The sequence below is a fragment of the Azospirillum sp. genome (genome assembly GCF_035628975.1).
Taxonomy (GTDB): Bacteria; Pseudomonadota; Alphaproteobacteria; order Azospirillales; family Azospirillaceae; genus Azospirillum.
Window position 1 is genome coordinate 22,234 of sequence record NZ_DASPIS010000034.1, and the last position, 18,911, is coordinate 41,144.

Below are 18,911 nucleotides of genomic sequence, written 5' to 3' on the forward strand. Positions count from 1 at the left end.
GCAGCAGGCCTCAAGGGGGACCGCTATGGACGTTTTCCAGTTTCGAGCCCGTCTAATTGACGACTATCAGCGATTTTCCCGAAGCTTTACAAAGATAAAATCAGGCGACATCAAAGCCTTCGTTAATGATGAATACCGCAGCGAGCGATTCTGGCCAGCCCCCCTGATCCAGTTGAACCCTAGTTTTGTTTCGGGAGGCGTTATCGACGACTTTGTTGATGAAGGCCTCCTTGATGCTGAATGCCGTAACATATTTCGTATCGGCAAAGAGTCAGGTTCAATGGGGTTGCCGATGCGAGTCCATCGGCACCAGGAGGAGGCGATCCGAATCGCTCAGCGAGCGGAGAGCTATGTACTGACTACGGGTACCGGCTCGGGCAAGTCGTTGAGCTACTTCATCCCGATCATCGACCACGTGCTGCGAGCCAAGCGGAATGGAACCGCGGCAGGAGGGATCACGGCCATCGTGATCTATCCGATGAACGCCCTCTGCAACAGCCAGCTTGAAGAACTTGGGAAGTACCTGAAGGAAGGATATCCAGAGGACGGAGAACCTGTGCGTTTCGCCCGCTACACTGGTCAGGAAAGCGACGTAGAACGGAAATCGCTGGCGGCTAATCCGCCCGATATTCTCTTGACCAACTACGTGATGCTCGAACTTATCCTGACACGGCAGTCCGATGTCGACCGGGCGGTCATCGGAGCGGCTGCGGGTCTAAAGTTTCTTGTCCTTGATGAGCTTCACACCTACCGTGGACGGCAGGGGGCCGATGTCGCCCTGTTGGTTCGTCGAGTACGAGAGCGTCTGAACGCGAATCTGCTGTGCATTGGCACCTCGGCCACCATGGTCAGCGAGGGGGATGCAGCAGCCCGTGGCCGAGTCGTCGCAGAGGTCGCCTCCCGGCTCTTCGGTGCTTTGGTAAAACCTGAACACGTCGTCACCGAGACCCTCCAGAGAACCACCCCCGAGGCGACGCCGATCGATAAAGAGGCATTGGCTTCAGCTATTGCCCAAGGTGTTCCGGTTTCACCCAAGTACGAACAGCTTCAGCAGCACCCCGTCGCCGCATGGGTTGAGGTGAACCTCGGGCTACGCTGGGAAGATAACCGTCCCGGCGGAAAGCTTGTCCGCAATTCCCCGAAGTCATTTCGTCAAGCTGTCGAAATGCTATCCGCGGATAGTGGGCAATCCGTTGCAGTGTGTGAGCAGTACCTCTCGGATTTCCTTTTACGTGCATATGAGATCAAGGACAGTAGCGGGAAAAGCCTTTTTGCGTTTCGTCTTCATCAGTTCATTTCTGGGGCCGGCAATGTCTTTTCGACACTGGAACCCCCAGGTCAGCGGTATTTGACGCTCAATGGGCAGCAGTTCCAGCCAGGTGAACGCGACAAGCACCTTTTCAATGTCTGCTTCTGCCGTGAATGTGGTCAGGAGTACATGCCGGTGTGGGCCGCGATGAATGGCAAGGCCATCACTGCGATTGAACCGCGTCAAATCAGTGAGCGAAGCAACGAAGATGAAGATGTGCGGTTCGGGTACTTCATGCCCGATCCCAGGAATGGCTTCGATCCCGAGGATCTGGAAGGTAGCTACCCTGAGGAGTGGCTCGAGTTCACCAACGGGGCGGCCAAACTGAGGTCGAACTATCGACGGTACCGGCCAATGCCCATCGTGACCAACTCTCGGGGAGAGTTTGACCCTGATGGCATGAAGGGCTGGTTGATCCCGGGGTATTTCCGCTTCTGCCTGTCGTGCCGCATAAGCTATGAGGGGCAACAGCGAAGTGATTTGTCAAAGCTATCTGGACTAAGCACTGAAGGGCGGAGTTCCGCAACGACTGTTTTGACGCTGAACGCTCTCAAGTATCTTCTGCAAGATGCTTCGGGTCTCGACGTCAAGGCAAAGAAGCTGCTCGGTTTTACAGATAATCGGCAGGACGCGTCTCTTCAGGCTGGGCACTTTAACGATTTCATCCAGATCCTCCTGCTTCGCAGTGCTCTGCTGGCAGCGATTCAGAATGAGCCCGGTGGCGTCATTCGCGACGATATCCTGACGCAGCGGGTGTTCGACTACCTGCGGCTGACCCCGCAGGACTATGCGGCGAACCCCGAGGCCAAGGGAGTTGCCGCCGACAATACCAAGCGATCCCTCCGGGATGTCCTGGGCTACCGGCTGTATTTCGACCTCCAACGTGGATGGCGTGTCACAAACCCAAACTTGGAGCAGTTGGGGCTTTTGGCAATCGCTTATCAGTCGCTCGATGAGTGCAGTGCCGACGAGGCTGAATGGACGAGCCGCCATCCGCTGCTTGCCCATGCCTCACCGGAGGTTCGTCGGCAGATCATGCACGACCTGCTGGACACAATGCGGCGTGGCCTCGCCATCAAGACGATCTATCTTGATGCCATCCAGCAAGAGCAGATCCGGAACAGGAGCTTCTCCAGTCTGAGGGAACCTTGGGGTTTCCAAGAGGATGAGCGGCTGTTTTCCGGGGCGGTAATGGTGCCCCGCCCGAAGCTCGCCTCAGCCCGTCTGGATATTCCGGCTCTGCACATTTCCTACCGGTCACGCTTCGGCCGTACTCTGAAGGCTCCGCGGACCTGGGGAGAGCATGGGAGCGTGCACCACCCGAAGAAATTCGACGAGGTGGTCTACAACCGCATCGTCGATGACTTGCTGACGGTCATGACCACATATGGCCTCGTCGAGCCAGTCGAGGTCGTCGGCGGGGGCACTGGGTACCGGGTGGTGGCCGATGTGCTGGAATGGACCGTCAAGACCGAGGGTAAAGTGTCCGGCCGTACAGACAACGAGTTCTTCCGGACACTGTATCTCAACGTCGCAGCTTCCCTCGTCGCGTCCGAACGCTTCCTCCATCAACTGGAGGCTCGAGAGCACACCGCTCAGGTCGAGTCGGATATTCGGGAGCAGCGGGAAGACCTGTTCCGAGCAGCGAAGCTCCCGGTGCTGTTCTGCTCGCCGACGATGGAGCTTGGCATCGACATCGCCTCGCTCAACACCGTCTACATGCGGAATGTGCCTCCGACGCCGGCCAATTACGCCCAGCGAAGTGGTCGTGCCGGACGTAGTGGCCAACCGGCTCTGGTTATCACTTACTGTGCTGCGGGTAGCCCTCACGACCAGTATTTCTTCAGCGATCCTGTCAGGATGGTCGCGGGTTCGGTGAATCCGCCCAACCTCGATCTCGCCAATGAGGAACTTGTCCGGAGCCACCTGAACGCCGTTTGGCTCGCGGAGAGTGGTCAGAAGCTCGGGAACTCCGTTAAGGATGTCCTTAACCTTGAAACGGGGACCGCACTTGATGTGCGGGCCGACATCATGGCCGTCCTGGATGCCAATAAGGTTCGGGAGCGGGCGGCGAAGCGTGGCATTACCATTTTGGCGATGCTAAAGGACGACCTGACGCCCGATACCGCCCCTTGGTACGTGGACCGGTGGCTGGACGACATTATGCGTGGGGCTGCCGGCCAGTTCGAGCGGGCATTCGAGAGGTGGCGGACGCTGTATCGGGCGACCACTCGGCAGATGCAGCGAGCTCACTCGGTTCTGATGAATGCGGCTGCGGCCGAGAAGGAACGGAAAGAGGCCAAGCAACGGTACGATGAGGCTCGAGTTCAGCAGGAGCTTCTTCTTCAGTCGAAGCCGACGATGAATTCGGACTTTTACACCTACAGGTACTTGGCGAGCGAGGGATTTCTACCGGGCTATAATTTTCCGCGTCTTCCTCTTCTGGCTTTCATTCCGGCCCGACGCGAAAAAGTTGGTCGGGACTCCTTCCTCTCTCGTCCTCGTTTTCTGGGGCTCTCTGAGTTTGGCCCTCAATCAATCATCTACCACGAAGGGAGCCAATACCGGGTCAGAAAGGCCATTTTGAGCGTCAAGGACGAGGACAGCGTCACAACATCCGCCGAATTGCCCGTGATGAAGGCTAGGCTATGCCCGGACTGTGGTTACGGCCACTTCGGCGAGGAGCGGGACCATGAGCGTTGCGTGAACTGCGACGCCCTCCTGAGCGGCGGCATTAGCCTCTCGTCGCTGTATCGCATCGAGCAGGTTTCCACTCGCCGGGCAACCCGCATCACCTCCGACGAGGAGGAAAGGCAGCGGCAGGGATACGAGATGATCACCACTCTTCAGTTCGCTGAGGAGGGCGGGCATCGCCGGGTCATCACGACGGAGTTCGCAGAAGGAGGCGAACACCTACTGACCGCAAAATTTGGACCTGCGGCGAAAGTGTGGCGAGTGAATCTCGGGTGGCGGAGGCGGCGGGAGAAGTCAATCTTCGGCTTTAATATTGACGTGACTACTGGAGTCTGGGGGCGTGACGGTCAGGCTCCGGATGATGTCAACGATGATATCGTTGATGACACCAAGACTCTCCAGCGGGTCATTCCTTATGTCGAAGATCATAAGAATATCTTGATCCTGCATCCAGAAACTAACCTAGACGCCCCAGCGATGACGACGCTTCAGTACGCTCTGAAGCGGGGCATTCAGGCAGTCTTCCAGCTTGAAGATAGCGAAGTCGCTGCTGAGCCGTTGCCAAATCGTGAGAGGCGAAATGCTATCCTTTTCTATGAAGCCGCTGAAGGCGGGGCCGGCGTTCTGAACCGGTTGGCCACCGATGTGGACGCTATGGGAAGGGTGGCGATCAGAGCCTTGGAGCTTTGCCACTTTCAGTCAAAGTCCGGCAAATGGGCCGGCCCCGACGATCTTGAGGATTGTGATCACGAATGTGAAGCGGGCTGCTATAAGTGCCTCCTGTCCTACTACAATCAACCCGAACACCGGAGCATCGACCGCTGGAACCGCAAGGTCCTGGAGCTTCTCTGCCGGCTGGCTCGGTCCGTGGGGCGTAAGGGATCAGATGGTCGGTCCGAGGCCCAACAGTTCGCAGAACTGGATCGCCTCTCGAACAGCACTTTGGAAAAGGCGTGGCTCACCCACATGCGAGAGTACGGGTACACGATGCCGGATCGTGCTCAGCCCCTTCTAGCGGACTTCGGCACCCAGCCGGACTACGCGTATTCCACTACTCAAGCTCTGATCTACATCGACGGGCCGCACCACAACGGTGAGCGTCAGAAGCAGATCGATGAGGAAATCACCACACGTCTGAACGACGCGGGGTTTACCGTCATTCGCTTTGGCAAGGATCAGGAGTCCTGGCCTGACGTGTTGGCCGAATTTCCCTGGGTGTTCGGAAAACCTCAAACCTTGGAACTAGAACAGCCGAAAGCAGACCTCTGGGAAGAAATTCTGACGTTGCTCGACCCCAAATGGCAGCCGTTAGCAGCGGGCTTACGAGAAGCGGGAGTGCCCGTCGCATCCGACTGCCACGTGGAACTTTTGAAAGACGGCCGGGTATCGGCTGCTCAAGCGGTATTGCTCTGGAATAGTCCAGAGCCGATCGCTCTGATCGATCGCCGCGATTGGGAGGTCGCTGCGGATGCTGACTACATCTCTGTATCTCCGGATGAGAACCCGAAGGAGGTCGCCAGTCGGCTGCTCGAACGGCTGGGGACCGTGGCATGAACTTTGTGATTGCCAACACCTTCACCGAGAGCCTGACCAAGCTGGCGGCACCCGAGCAAAAACGTGCGAAACAGGCGGCATTCGAATTTCAGATTGATCCGCGTGCTCCGGGCTTCCGGTTCCACCGCGTCGATGGTTCTCGTGACGTCCGCTTCTGGTCCGCCCGCGTGGACGCTGACCTTCGTCTCATTATTCACAAGGATGATGACAACTTCCTCCTGTGCTACGTCGGACATCATGATGATGCCTATTCTTGGGCGGAGCGGCGGAAAATCGCTGTTCACCCCCGGACAGGGGCGGCCCAGATCGTCATCCTCCGCGAGGTCGAGGAGCAAGTACCGATTTGGCCAGCTTCTCCAGCAGCACCAAAGGTCCAGGCGATTTTCAGTGATCAGTCTGACGATCTGCTTCTCGACTTCGGTGTGCCCCAGGAGTGGCTCGATGTTGTCCGTTCGGTGGACCAGGAGGGTCTGATTGGTCTGATCGACAAGCTACCCGAAGAGGCGATGGAGAGGCTCATCACCCTGGCTGCGGGCGAAGTTCCTGCGGCCACCAAGGAGCCGACCGAAACTCCTTCTAATCCGTTCCAGCACCCCGACGCCCAGCGGCGGTTCCGAGTCCTCAACGATCAGGAAGAACTACGCCGAGCCCTGGAATTCCCATGGGAGAAATGGCTAGTCTTCCTGCATCCTGACCAGAAGAAGATCGTCGAGCGACGCTATGGCGGGCCCGCTCGCGTCAGCGGGTCGGCAGGCACGGGCAAGACCGTGGTGGCTTTGCACCGTGTCACCCACCTCGTGAAGGCGAATCCCGCGGCGAGAATTCTACTCTCCTCGTACTCGAAAACGCTTTCGAGGCAGATCGGCCAAAAGCTTCATTTGCTGCTTGGGCCTGAAGTCCCTCGCAACGTCGAGGTCAGCAACCTGCATCGCCTCGCCTATGATCAGTACTTGAAGCTGAGAGGCCTGAAGGGCGTCAACATTGCCTCCGACACCTACATCACCAACGCCATCGATGAAGCTCGACGTTTCTGTGACTGCATGGACCTCTCGGTCTCATTCCTGGCGTCAGAATGGACGGCGATCATCGAGTCCTGGAGCATCCAAGATTGGGACGCCTACCGTTCAGTGTCGCGGGTTGGCCGTGGCGTCCAGCTTGGGCTCAAGCAGAAGCAGCGGGTCTGGAGGATCTTCGAATTTGTCCGACATCGCCTTCGGGACCGGAAGCACGTGACCTTTGGTGATCTTTTTGCGGAGGTCGGCAGGGCCGCCGAGGGCCGCCCGGAGCGGCTCTTCGACCATGTCATCGTGGACGAAGCCCAGGACATGGGCGTGGCCGAACTCCGTTTCGTCCGGGCGATCACCCGTCCCGGAGAGAACGACCTTTTCCTGGCTGGCGACATCGGCCAGCGGATCTTCCAGCCAGGAGCATCTTGGAAATCACTCGGGATCGACGTGCGGGGTCGTTCGCACCGTCTCCGGGTGAACTACCGGACATCCCAGCAGATCCGGCAATTCGCCGAGGCCATCCTTCCAGATCTGCTGACCGATGCCGATGGTGAGACCGAGGAGCGAAAGACCATTTCGGTCTTCGAGGGCCCCCATCCCACGGTGAGAGGGGCCTCTACCGCCGAAGAGGAATCTGCCGTCATCGCCGACTGGCTACGGAGCCTTGTAAAGGAGGGCGTCCAGCCCGGTGAGATAGCCTTGTTCGCTCGATCAAAGACCCTTCTCAAGCGAGCGGAAAGGGCCGCCAAGGCGGCCGGGGTGGAGTGGCGGGAACTCACCGATGACGCCACTGAAGGCGGCAGTGTGTTGGCACTCGGGACCATGCACCGAGCCAAGGGACTCGAGTTTAAGGCAGTAGCAGTCGTGGGCTGCGACAGCGGTGCCCTGCCGCACCCGGCGGCCCTGAAGACCACGGCGGATGAAGCGGAGCGGCAGTCGATCGTCGAGCAGGAGCAGCACCTCCTGTATGTCGCCTGCACCCGAGCCCGCGATAGGTTACTGATCACCTATACGGGCGAGCCAACGGTCTTCCTAACCGCGAGCGATCCTGCTCGCACCGAACCGCACTTCACCAAGAACCGCAGGCAATGATCATGACACTCGTCGAGACATTCCAGCCCGGCAGCCTCGTCAAAGCCCGCGGTCGTGAATGGGTGGTCTTGCCCGACAGCGAAGCTGATCTACTTCATCTGCGTCCCCTCGGAGGAAGTGACGAAGACAGTACGCTGATCTATGTGCCACTGGAGGCCACGCCACCGGTTCCGGCGACCTTTCCCCCCCCGAACCCAGAAATGGCCGGATCGCAGGCGGCAGGGCTCCTTCTGAGGGACTCCCTACGGTTGAAGCTGCGAGCCGGAGCCGGTCCTTTCCGGTCTTTCGGCAACATCTCGGTCGAACCGCGGGGCTACCAGCTTGTCCCGCTGCTGATGGCGTTGAAACTCGATATCGTTCGTCTCCTCGTAGCGGACGACGTAGGGATCGGCAAGACCATCGAGGCTTCACTGATTGCCCGTGAGCTTCTCGACCGCGGTGAAATCCAGCGGTTCACGGTGATCTGCCCACCCCATCTGTGCGAGCAGTGGCAGCAGGAACTGGCGACCAAGTTCAACATCCAGACTGAGGTTGTTCGGACCGGTACAGCCGGTCGGCTGGAACGTGGGCTTCCCGTCGGCAAGTCGATCTTCGATGTCTACCCGTTCACCGTGGTGTCGCTGGATTACATCAAGTCCGACCGACGTCGCGATGAATTCCTCCGGGCCTGCCCAGAGTTCGTGATCGTTGAAGAGGCCCACACCTGCGTCCAGGCTGGCACCGGGACGAAGCATCAGCGGTTCATGCTGCTCAAGGGGCTCGCTGAGAACCCTAACCGCCACATGGTTATGCTCACCGCAACACCGCACAGCGGTGACGATGAGGCGTTCCATAACCTCCTTGGCCTTCTCCGTCTCGACTTCCGCTCCCTCCTCGACCTCCCGGACAAGCAGCGGGAAAAGCTCCGTCAGGAGCTTGCCCTGTACATGGTCCAACGGCGGCGACCCGATATCGCAGAGTGGAAGGACGCGACGATCTTCCCCGACCGTAAAACTGCCGAAGCGACGTACCTCCTGGACGGAGCCTGGGGCAAGTTGTTCGACGAGGTGTTGACCTACGCCCGCCAGATGGTCGAGCGGGCCGAGGAGAAAGGCCTGCTCCAACAGCGAATGAACTGGTGGGCCGCCTTGGCTCTCTTGAGGTGCTTGAGTTCGAGCCCGGCGGCGGCCAGCATCGCCCTGCGGACGAGACTCAAGGCCGTTGAGGGCGTGACGGAAAGCGACCAGGCGGCTGGGGTCGATCGGCAGGCTGCTGAAACCGTCCTTGATGGTGAAAGCGACGACCTGCTAAACTTGGACGAAGCCGTGCCGGCAGGTACCGTGGACGATGCCGACGGGGCGGACGCCAAAATCCTCAAGGGCCTGATTGAACGAGCCGATGCACTCAAGGGACCGAAGAACGACCCCAAGCTTGGCAAGCTCTTAGAGGAACTGCTGAAGCTCGTCGATGCCGGGCACAACCCGGTGGTTTTCTGCCGCTATATCGCCACCGCCCACTATGTGGCCGAGCACCTCGCGGAGATGTTGGGCCGCAAAGGCGTTGAGGTGATCGCGGTCACCGGCGAATTGGCGTCGGAGGAGCGAGAGGAGAAGGTCGGGAGCCTTATGGACTTCGATCGTCGCCTGCTCGTTGCCACCGACTGTCTCTCTGAAGGCATCAACCTCCAGGGCCTCTTCGATGCGGTCATCCATTATGATCTTTCGTGGAATCCGACCCGACACGAACAACGAGAAGGCCGGGTGGATCGGTTTGGCCAGCGGTCTGAGGTCGTCCGGGCTCTCATGCTCTATGGGGAAAACAACCCTGTGGATGGGGCAGTCCTGCGAGTGATCCTCCGGAAAGCGGAGCAGATCAGAAAGCAGTTGGGTGTCCTAGTGCCTTTGCCGGCCGACACCAACAAGATCATGCAGGCCATCATGGAGGCCGTGCTTCTCAAGGGCGGCAGCATCGCCGCTCCCAAGCAGCAGTTGGATCTGTTCGCAACCCAGGAGGCCGAGGTCGAAACCGCCTGGGAGTCGGCCCGCGAGAAAGCCAAGCAGAGCCAGACCATCTTCGCCCAGCGGCGGCTGAGGCCGGAAGAGGTTCTCCCTGAGTGGCAGAAAGCCGTGGCCGTTCTGGGTGGAGAGGACGATGTCGAACGCTTCGTCCAGACAGCCGTCGAGCGTCTTGGTGCTCCCCTGGAAAAGGGGAGCAACGTTTATAGATTGCCGGTGGAGCACCTGCCCATCGGGCTCAAAGAACGACTGAAAGCTGTCGGCATTACCAAGGGACTAAAAGTTTCTTTCCGGAACCCACCTGCAGCGGGTGTCGAATTCATCCACCGCAGTCACGCCATGGTTTCCACCCTGGCCGACCACATCGTCGAGGTGGCCCTGGCTGGTGAGAACAGTGATCTGGCGGCTCGATCAGGGGCAATCTTCACAAAGACTGTGTCGGTCAAGACCTCGGCCTATCTGCTCCGGCTCCGAAGTCAGTTGACGGTCGAGGTCAGGGAGGATACCCGCTTCGTGCCCAGCAGCGTCCTGCTGTCCGAGGAATGCGTCGTCGTTGCCAGCCGAGGCACAGGCAGCCCGAACCTCCTGACCAATGACGAAGCCCTCACACTGATGGCAGCGGAGCCCGCCAAGAACATGGACCCGGCGATGCGTCGTCAGCAGGTTGAGGCAGCCCTCGGACGGCTTCCAGTCCTCCAGGACCTCTTCGCCGATGTGGCAAACCGGCGGGCTACTGAACTTCTGGAAGATCATAAGCGGGTTCGGCAGGCCAGCGATGCCAAGGGCATCCGGTACTCCGTCGCGGCCTGCCTGCCGGTCGATGTGATCGGCGTGTACGTCCTCTTGCCCTCTGTCTCCCTTTGACGGACAGGTCATTTCCCATGCGTCACTCGAAGCAAGATCATGGTTTCGTCGCCATCAGGTTTGAGGGTGGAATTCTCCCATCTGAGTTCCTTCAGAAAGTTGCTGCCTTGGGCGTCCCAAAGCAGACGGAGGCCGATTATGGTCTCGCGAAAGGACTCAAACTGAAGGATGAGATTGGCCGGGCATGGCGAATCGCCCTCGCTGAGTGGCAGGACTATCGGGAGAAGAGGCAACGGCAAGATGTCAAGGAAGCTCTGGCTGGAGTCAGCGGCTGGCTGAACCGCCTGCTGATCGATGTGCTGGGTTATCGGGATCTCCAGCCGGCGACTCCAGCGAGCATCGGGGAGCGATCATTCCCCATCAACTACTGGGCAGGAACTAGCACGATCCCGGTGCTGCTCACGACTTTCGATTATGATCTTGACAAGGGAAGTACGGCTTTTGGCTACGAAGGCCGTCGTCGTTCACCCCACGGACTCGTGCAGGAATACCTGAATGCGGACGCTGATGCTCTTTGGGGGCTTGTAGCCAACGGAAACCGCATTCGGCTGCTTCGCGACAATCCGAGCCTAACCCGCCCGGCCTTTATCGAGGTTGATCTAGAAAGGTTATTCGAGGAAGGGCTGTATTCTGACTTCGCAGCAATGTGGCTAACGTTCCACTTCAGTCGTGTTGTGCCGCGTAACGGGAAAATCTCAGCTGCCATTTTGGAGCAGTGGCGAGATGTAGCCCAAGAGATCGGGGAGCGGGCTCGAGAAAATCTCCGGGAGGGCGTAACTGAAGCACTGCTGCAACTAGGGAATGGATTTATACAGAACCCTGGTAGCGAAAACCTTCGTGCCGCTCTAGCAGATGGCTTGCTGTCGCCTAATGCGTATTTCCAAGAGTTGCTGCGAATCGTCTACCGGCTTCTCTTTCTATCAACAGCCGAGGATCGAGGGCTCTTGCTCACTCCAGAGACATCGGATCGCAGCCGGAACATCTACGAACAGGGATACTCAATTGAACGGCTACGGGAACGAGCCTTGCACCGGCGGAGTTATGACGGCCACTGTGATCTGTGGGAAGGTCTGCAAGTCGTATTCCACAGTCTTGCTGGGCAGAAAAATCCTATCGGTTTACCGGGGCTTGGCGGTCTTTTTGCATCTGACGAGTGCAAGACAATAAATGCAGCTAAAATAGCCAATGCACCTTTGCTTCGCTCTATCCACTCTCTGAGCTTTTTTCAGTCCGGTGGAACGCTGGCACGGATCAACTATCGTGACATGGGTACGGAAGAGTTAGGTTCTGTTTATGAGAGCTTACTCGAACTTCATCCGGTGGTTGACGTGGAGGCTGCACCCTGGCGGTTTAGCTTTACAGGCTTTGATGCTGGCGGAGCAAGCAGAGGAGCAGAACGCAAGACTACGGGATCTTACTATACGCCACCGAGTCTCGTGAGCGTACTAATAGACGATGCACTTAAGCCAGCAATTCGTCAGAAGATAGATCAAAACCCGACTGATCCTATCGGGGCTTTGCTCAGCATTAGCGTGATTGATCCATCTTGCGGAAGTGGACACTTCCTACTTGCGGCTGCTCGCCGTATAGCGATAGAAATCGCTCGCCTTAAATCCGGATCAGATGCACCGGATGAACTCGAACGGCAACACGCACTGCGTAGCGTCATCCAACACTGCATCTATGGCGTAGATCGGAACCCGCTTGCTGTTGAGCTATGCAGAACTGCGTTGTGGATTGAGACTATTGAACCCGGTAAGCCGCTAAGCTTTCTGGATTCACATATCCAATGCGGAGACTCTCTTGTCGGGTTGTATGGTGACAACCTTTTGATAGCTGGGCTGCCTGATGAGGCGTACAAGGAACAAGTACACGACGACGCAGCTACATGTAGAATTCTGCGTCAAAAAAATCGCGTCTCAAATCGGTCAATGCAAGGGGTCCAAGGTAGCTTCTTTGACCTAAGCAGCACGAACGGCCAAGCCGCAAGCTCAGAGATAGAGAGCATGCCGGAGGAGACGTTAGATGATGTGGCTGTAAAAAAATCCCTCTGGAATGCAGCCCTGAGAAATCCTGAAAGAAAGAAGGATGAACTTGCCTGTAATATGTATGTAGCAGCTTTTTATGGCCCCAAGAATGCAGATACGCTTTCCAATATACCGGTAACTGAGGACATAAATCGGGTGCGGTTAGGGCTTCCTGCTCGCCCAGGCGTGGTGGAATGGGTAGAGAAGATCGCAGAAACTCAGCGTTTTTTTCACTGGCATCTTGCTTTCCCGGCAGTATCGCAGGCTGGAGGGTTCGATGTGGTGATAGGAAACCCGCCTTGGGAAACGCTAAGCCCTGATGCGAAGGAATTCTTTGCACCGTATCTGCCCCAAATCCGTTTTATGACTCCGACGCAGCAGGAATCTGCAATTGATGGCCTACTGCAAAATCCAGTACTCGCCCGTAATTGGAGCGAAAATTGTATTTCTCTTTATTCAAGCGTTAGATTCATGAGGAGTAGTGGAAGATTCAAAATGTTTGCTGGGGGTAACCTCGGAAAAGGTGACTTTAACCTTTTCCGGATGTTCGCGGAGCTATCTTTTGACGCCACCAAGAATGGAGGATACTTCTCACAGGTGCTGCCGGAAGGGTTTTACAATGGAGCGAATTCATCGCAAATTCGTAAGGAGTTCTTTGCTAAATCAACAGTGTACCGTTTTTACCAGTTTGAGAACAAAGGACGCCACTGGTGGAAGGCTGTGCATCCTGAAACCCGGTTCTGCATCTATGCAGCAAAGAAGGGGGGGAGCACGGAGTCTTTCCCGGCAACATTCTCCGTGTACACGGAAGATGATCTCGACGACACCAAAAATATAAACATCAGCGTATCTCTTCTAAGGGAGTTCTCCAAGGAAACTGTAGCAATTGTTCCTTTCCCGTCCCAGGCTGAGGCGAGCATTTTTTCGAAACTATTCAAATTCAACAGATTTTCGGAGACGAATTCTGTCGGTCTAAGACGTGTGTACATGCGGGAAATTGACATGGGCAACGACCGCGGGCTCTTCTCTGAAGACACTTCTGCTGTCCCTCTGTATGAGGGGCGTATGGTGGATCAGTACGACCATAGAGCACGAAGGTACGTCTCAGGCCGGGGACGGGCTGCGATCTGGGAGCCGCTGCGATTTGGAAGCACTGAAAAGAGGGTGGCTCCGCAATGGTACATCAATGAGGCGTCTCTTCCGGCCAAGGTTATCGACAGAGTCGGGGCTTATAGAGTCGGATTCTGCGACGTAACCACTCCCTATATTGAGCGGTCTGTAGTAGCCACGCTTATACCACCGGGTGTGGTCTGTGGACACAGCGTACCAACAATATGCTTTGATGCAGGGAGTGAGTGGTACTATCTGGTCCTCCTTAGCATAATGAATAGCATGCCGGTGGACTTTATGTGCAGGAAGCACATCAAACTTCATCTGTCGTACACAATACTGGACGGAATTCCTTTCCCGATTTTGGAAAAGGAAGATGGAGTCACTCTAGAAATATGCCGTCGTGTAGCCAAGCTTGCTTGCTGCGGTGATGAGATGTCAGACTTCTTGACGCTGGTCTCAAGCCAGATTGGAAACCTTGATAAGGTCATTCCGTGTGAGGACGAGGGGCAGCGGTTCAGAACCCAGGCGGAGCTTGAAGCTCTTGTTGCTCGAAATGTCTTCGGTCTCTCTCGTGATGAAATGGAGTATGTTGCTGATAGCTTTACGAAGCTGCGTGAAAGCGATAATAGGAAATATGGTGCATATCGAACTAAATCTGAGATCATGAATGCATGGGACGAAATCGCCGTCCTTCTTCCGGCTTGAAAAAGAAAATTGAGCTATGAGGGCAGAGCCTGCTTATAGGAGATACTCTGCCCATTCGGAAAGATTAACAACTATGGCATCCGTCGCCTTCTGAATACTTCCCACTCCTATGAATGCAATCGCGGACGGTGCTCGGATGCCACTGGCCGCCGCGGGCGGACCGGACACCACGGGCGTTCAGGGCGGCGGCGATGCCGCTCAAGGTCGTGACACCGGCCCGCCGAATTTCGGCGATGATCGGCATGGTCCTGAAGGCGTGTTCATCAGCTTGGGCTTTCAGGCGGGCCACACCAGCCTTGGCGACCTCGTGGATGTTTGGGCTCCCCAGCGGTTCCCCGCGGTCACGTTTCGCCAGCAGAGCCTGACGGGTCCGGTCGGCAATCATCCGGCGTTCCTTTTCCGCTAAAGCCGCCCACAGGTGGAGCGTGAATGAATCGACATCCAGGCCAAGTTCGGCGACGACGAATTGGACCCGGTGCCGCATCAGACCGGAGATGAAGTGCACGTCGCGGCCAAGGCGGTCGAGCTTGGCGACCACCAGCGGACACTTCTCTCGTTGGGCCTGAGCAATGGCTGCGTTCAGGCCGGAACGGTCGTCTTCGACACCCGACTGGACATCACGATAGAATTTGGTGACGACAAGTCCGTTGACTACGGAAAATCGAGTGATCGCCTCTTGCTGTGCATCAAGCCCAAGACCCGACCGACCTTGTTTACTCGTCGAAACTCGAATGTAGCCAACGCACTGCATATGACTCTCCGTCCCGCTTTCGAAGTCAAGACGAACGTCTTGATCTTGTTTTTTCGAAGGTCTCATGGATTTGTGAGTTGTCAAGCGGGGGGAGCCTGTTTAATCCACTGAATTGTTCGCCGGCTCGGTGCAGAGGCGTATCCATTGGCTAGTCGTCCGTCAGGTGGCATCCCTGAGGCGAGCCGACACGTGCCTGTCGTCCATCCGAGCCTCTGGTCGGCGGAATGGAGATCACATGGGAAGCGTTCCCAATAAGATCGCCCGGAGGGTGGCGATCCAGGTCTGATCAAACGTCGTCAACTTGTCCTCGTTTCGAGCGAGCCGGCAGCCTGCACATGATGCCATCGGTGATGGCAGCCGCTTCGCCACATTCTTGATCACCTTGATGCATTGGATGGTCGTAGGGAATGCCTTCGGACAGGTCCAATAATTCCGCTTCCCGGTACGGGTAGAAGATGGCAATCGACGACGGGGTTCGAACCGTCAAGAACGGCTCAGCAACTCCCCGACGCCCATGGTAACCTGAGCCAACTTGTACGGCTTCATGATGACAGTCAAAAGCCCCGGCTCCTGATGCGGAATGGCCTCGCTGTAGCCGGTTGTCACGACCACGGGCAACTCCGGGTCAGTTACCCGAATGGTCCGGATCAACTCCGGACCGCCCAGTCGGGGCATTCTCATGTCTGTCACCAGGATGTCGGCCGGATCGACAGCGTGGGCCGGAGGGCCTCAGCCCCATCATGAGCGATGGCATCTCGGAACCCGTTAGACTCCAGAGCTTCAGCTAAAGCCGTGGCCACGAGATCCTCGTCCTCGGCGACGAGTACGTGAGGTGAGTTCAGCATCTGACAAGCGGCTCCGCTCTACACCCGCTTCATATAGGCTTGGCGGAAACCATCGGAATTATCGGAATTGTCACCAGATGAAACAACCCCTACCGCGTGTCAGATGCTCTGAAAGCCTGTTTAAGAATTGGTCGGAGGCACAGTATGTGATGGGTAAACCGGCATAAACTCCCCTACATGTTGTAGATTTACTGCATTCTCAAACAAGCTCTCAGAGGTGTTTGCAGATCATTGAATTTTCTTGGTGCTTTCAATCGATGCATTCAGTTCAGATTCAATAAATTTCTGGTCGGTCTCGCAACGCATGTAGAAGACTGATGAGTTAGAGAACTTTCCATTTTCCAACGTTTCTTTTGCCCTAATATGATCTTTAATAATATACTCAAATTGCTGGTAGTTTCCATTTCCCCATACAATATTTATGGTTTTTTCATCAATCAAATCAATGCGAGAAATGGATTTAGGCCGCCAGTAAGTCCTTGCTCCCATCAATTCGTAGCGAGCACCAAAATAATCATCTGACAAAAAGATTCTGAAGTAGGCAGAGCATCCAGAATCTCCGCCCCAAGACCCTTTAATCTTGTTGTAGAGAGCTTTTGCTTGATCTGACTTCTTGTCAACGATTTCAGCCGAAGGCACAGCGTGCTGCCCTTGTGTCTGGGCCTGAACCCTTTCAACAAGTGGATCCTTAGTGCTAGGGCTAGGAATTTCATTCCTTGGCGAAGCAGTGTTGAGGGGCGGGGATTGTGATAGAAAAGCAGGTGAGTTTATCTTAGGTTGGCTATTTGATAAGGGATGACTCTCATCCCTTTTGGATTCTTGGGCATCATCCGGAATAGTTGCACTTTCAAGGATCGCAACCAGTTGCTCTGTACGCCTAGCGTAAATTCCAGATAAGCAGTCGATCTTTTTGCTGGAAAGATGAGTGGAGACTATATCAGCTTGCGTCACGCTGCACGAGTTGTCTCGAATAGCTCTCCATGCTTGTTGTGAATTTATAAGCCTTTCACGTGCCGCGTTTTCAAAGACTCCCGATGCATCTTCGAATAGCTGACGCATCTGTTGATCAGCCTCCCGCAGTTCAGGAGCCAAACAAATGAATGCTTCTAGGGCAGATTTTCCGGTGATACAATCAACTCCGGCCGCTTTGGACTGAATAGAGCTATCATTTCCCTGCTTGCCGGTAGTGGCAGCAGAGTTGCTTGCTTGCAAGTTGCTGGCTTGCTTTGCTACCAAAGCAGCAGACATTATGTTAAGAAACTCGTCTCCGTCCTTTTGTGCTCGTTGAACCTGGGAGACGTTCAGTTGCTTTGCCAGCTTATCCCGCAAGCGAATAGGCTCAGGTTGACTGCCGTGTCTCGCCGATATATATGCCCACTTGTATGCTTCTACGGGATTTGCCTGCACCCCTTGACCAGCTTGGTACATTAGGGCTACTCGGTACATGGCATTTTCTACCCCGAGCTTGGCGGCCTCCAAGTACCACTGTATTGCCTTTTGGAAGTCCTGGGGCACCCCCTCACCCAGACGGTACATCGTACCAAGAGTATTGCTCGCTTCCCATTCGCCTTGGGTTGCTGCCTTTTGGAACCAAGTCACCGCCACTGAGGGATCCTTGGCAACGCCTTGCCCTTTGCGATACATCCGTCCAAGGTAGGTCTGGGCTTGGGCATTGCCTGCTTCTGCATCAGGCTTCAGCAATGTGAATGCTGTTACGAAGTCCTTCTGGTTTAAAGCTGCCTCGCCCTCAGCGAGGGCGGCGTAGGCCTCCCCAGAGAGCACGATAGAGACAAGAATTGCTGCTGCGGATATACGCATGATGTTATTCATCCGATTTGAGTGTTACTGAACCGTACAGGAATTGCTCTCGCACACGGCGATGCAGGTCTTTGTCTTTCCGGTTCCGTTCACAATCGTCTGATATACTTCGCGGCGGCCGGACATATCGATCAGGACCATGTCCGACGGAACGGCAGAACAGCCTCGGCCCGCTGCGGCAAACGCTCGGCCGGCAGCTTGCTTCTGAGACGGTGTCGCCGCGATAGCCGAGTTGCCGATTATTGTGGTCATGCTGGTAAGGGCGATTAACACATAGGCAAGAGAATACAAACGTTGCATGGCATTGCCCCTTGAGCGACGGTTCCCTCTGACTGTGCAAACTGCACGCTTAAGCAACCGTTAAGTGCGGAAATCTCGAACATCAGTGACATTGTTATTTCTGCATTGTGCTTCGTATGTCAGGACCTGGCCGAAGCTGCCCTGACCACCCGTTTGGGACCGACAACCGTGCTCTCGGATAAACAATAGGAAGGCTCGGTCACGTCCAATACCGCTACGACTGCATCGCTGACTTCAAACGGCTCGAACGTGCCGTGGAAGCCTTTCCGGGCCAAGGCCCCATCGACGGGCACGCCGTGCTGCTGACGAACACTCGGCAGTGCTGGTTGGGCGATTCTGGTACTGGGACCATTGATGCCGCATTTCGTCTTCCGGAGGGGCGGCGGCTGTCCGGCTCCTTGGCATGGGGCGAGTGGACGGCGGCGGGAATCAAGCGGAACCGCGAGCACGCGGTTGTGCTGAAAGGCTCCAACGTCGCGGCTCAGCGTGATTACGCGGCGGTGCCCGGCACCAATGGAACGTTCCGCTATCTGATGAACAGCGTCACAGCGGACCCGCGATGAGGACCTTCATCCGTCGCAGGGCCAAACAGTTCGGCGGCACCTGCTTCGAGGTCGAGGCTAACGGCCAGCGGATCGCTCTTGATGTCGGTTTGCCGCTGGATGCCACCGCCGACACCGCGTCGTTGCAGCCCGCGGTGGCAGGCTCTCGCAAGCCGGACGACAATCTGCTGGCCGCATGATCTTCGGCAGTATGAGATTCCGGGGAACGGAGGGAGGTGTGAGGTCGGATGGCGGGACAACACCAACGATGTTCATCCGCGGCATCAACGAGGCGT

The 18,911-nt window shown here is 56.4% G+C and carries 9 protein-coding genes; 6 read left to right on the top strand and 3 right to left on the bottom strand.

Annotated elements, in window-relative coordinates:
* Positions 1-25: 25 nt before the first annotated feature.
* From VD964_RS07190 to VD964_RS07205, 4 genes are read left to right on the top strand one after another with little or no spacing between them, the layout of a single operon-like run.
* Complete coding sequence (locus tag VD964_RS07190; protein ID WP_324867015.1) at positions 26-5,557, top strand: DEAD/DEAH box helicase; 5,532 nt, start codon at positions 26-28, stop codon at positions 5,555-5,557.
* Positions 5,554-7,656, top strand: coding sequence for a 3'-5' exonuclease (locus tag VD964_RS07195; RefSeq protein ID WP_324867017.1), 2,103 nt, complete (start codon positions 5,554-5,556; stop codon positions 7,654-7,656). The genes VD964_RS07190 and VD964_RS07195 overlap by 4 nt, the downstream gene beginning before the upstream one ends.
* The gene (locus tag VD964_RS07200) at positions 7,653-10,514 is read left to right on the top strand and encodes a helicase-related protein (protein ID WP_324867019.1); all 2,862 of its coding nucleotides are present in this window, start codon (positions 7,653-7,655) and stop codon (positions 10,512-10,514) included. Before VD964_RS07195 ends, VD964_RS07200 begins: the two co-directional genes overlap by 4 nt.
* Before the next feature lie 17 nt (positions 10,515-10,531).
* Positions 10,532-14,359, top strand: coding sequence for an Eco57I restriction-modification methylase domain-containing protein (locus tag VD964_RS07205; RefSeq protein WP_324867021.1), 3,828 nt, complete (start codon positions 10,532-10,534; stop codon positions 14,357-14,359).
* Positions 14,360-14,423: 64 nt separating this feature from the next.
* Here VD964_RS07205 and VD964_RS07210 read toward each other — a convergent pair whose 3' ends face one another.
* From VD964_RS07210 to VD964_RS07220, 3 genes are all read right to left on the bottom strand, one after another.
* Positions 14,424-15,110 (bottom strand): recombinase family protein, encoded by a 687-nt coding sequence (locus VD964_RS07210; RefSeq protein WP_324867023.1) that lies wholly within the window; start codon positions 15,108-15,110, stop codon positions 14,424-14,426.
* Positions 15,111-15,593: 483 nt separating this feature from the next.
* Complete coding sequence (locus tag VD964_RS07215) at positions 15,594-15,806, bottom strand: response regulator (RefSeq protein ID WP_324867183.1); 213 nt, start codon at positions 15,804-15,806, stop codon at positions 15,594-15,596.
* Between the two features lie 377 nt (positions 15,807-16,183).
* Positions 16,184-17,773 (bottom strand): lysozyme inhibitor LprI family protein, encoded by a 1,590-nt coding sequence (locus VD964_RS07220; RefSeq protein WP_324867025.1) that lies wholly within the window; start codon positions 17,771-17,773, stop codon positions 16,184-16,186.
* A 554-nt stretch (positions 17,774-18,327) separates the two neighbouring features.
* Between VD964_RS07220 and VD964_RS07225 the strand changes: the two genes are divergently transcribed.
* Both VD964_RS07225 and VD964_RS07230 read left to right on the top strand, forming a co-directional pair.
* A complete protein-coding gene (locus tag VD964_RS07225; RefSeq protein ID WP_324867028.1) occupies positions 18,328-18,636 on the top strand; it encodes a hypothetical protein in 309 nt (102 codons plus the stop codon).
* Positions 18,633-18,815, top strand: coding sequence for a hypothetical protein (locus VD964_RS07230; RefSeq protein ID WP_324867030.1), 183 nt, complete (start codon positions 18,633-18,635; stop codon positions 18,813-18,815). Before VD964_RS07225 ends, VD964_RS07230 begins: the two co-directional genes overlap by 4 nt.
* Positions 18,816-18,911: the final 96 nt, after the last annotated feature.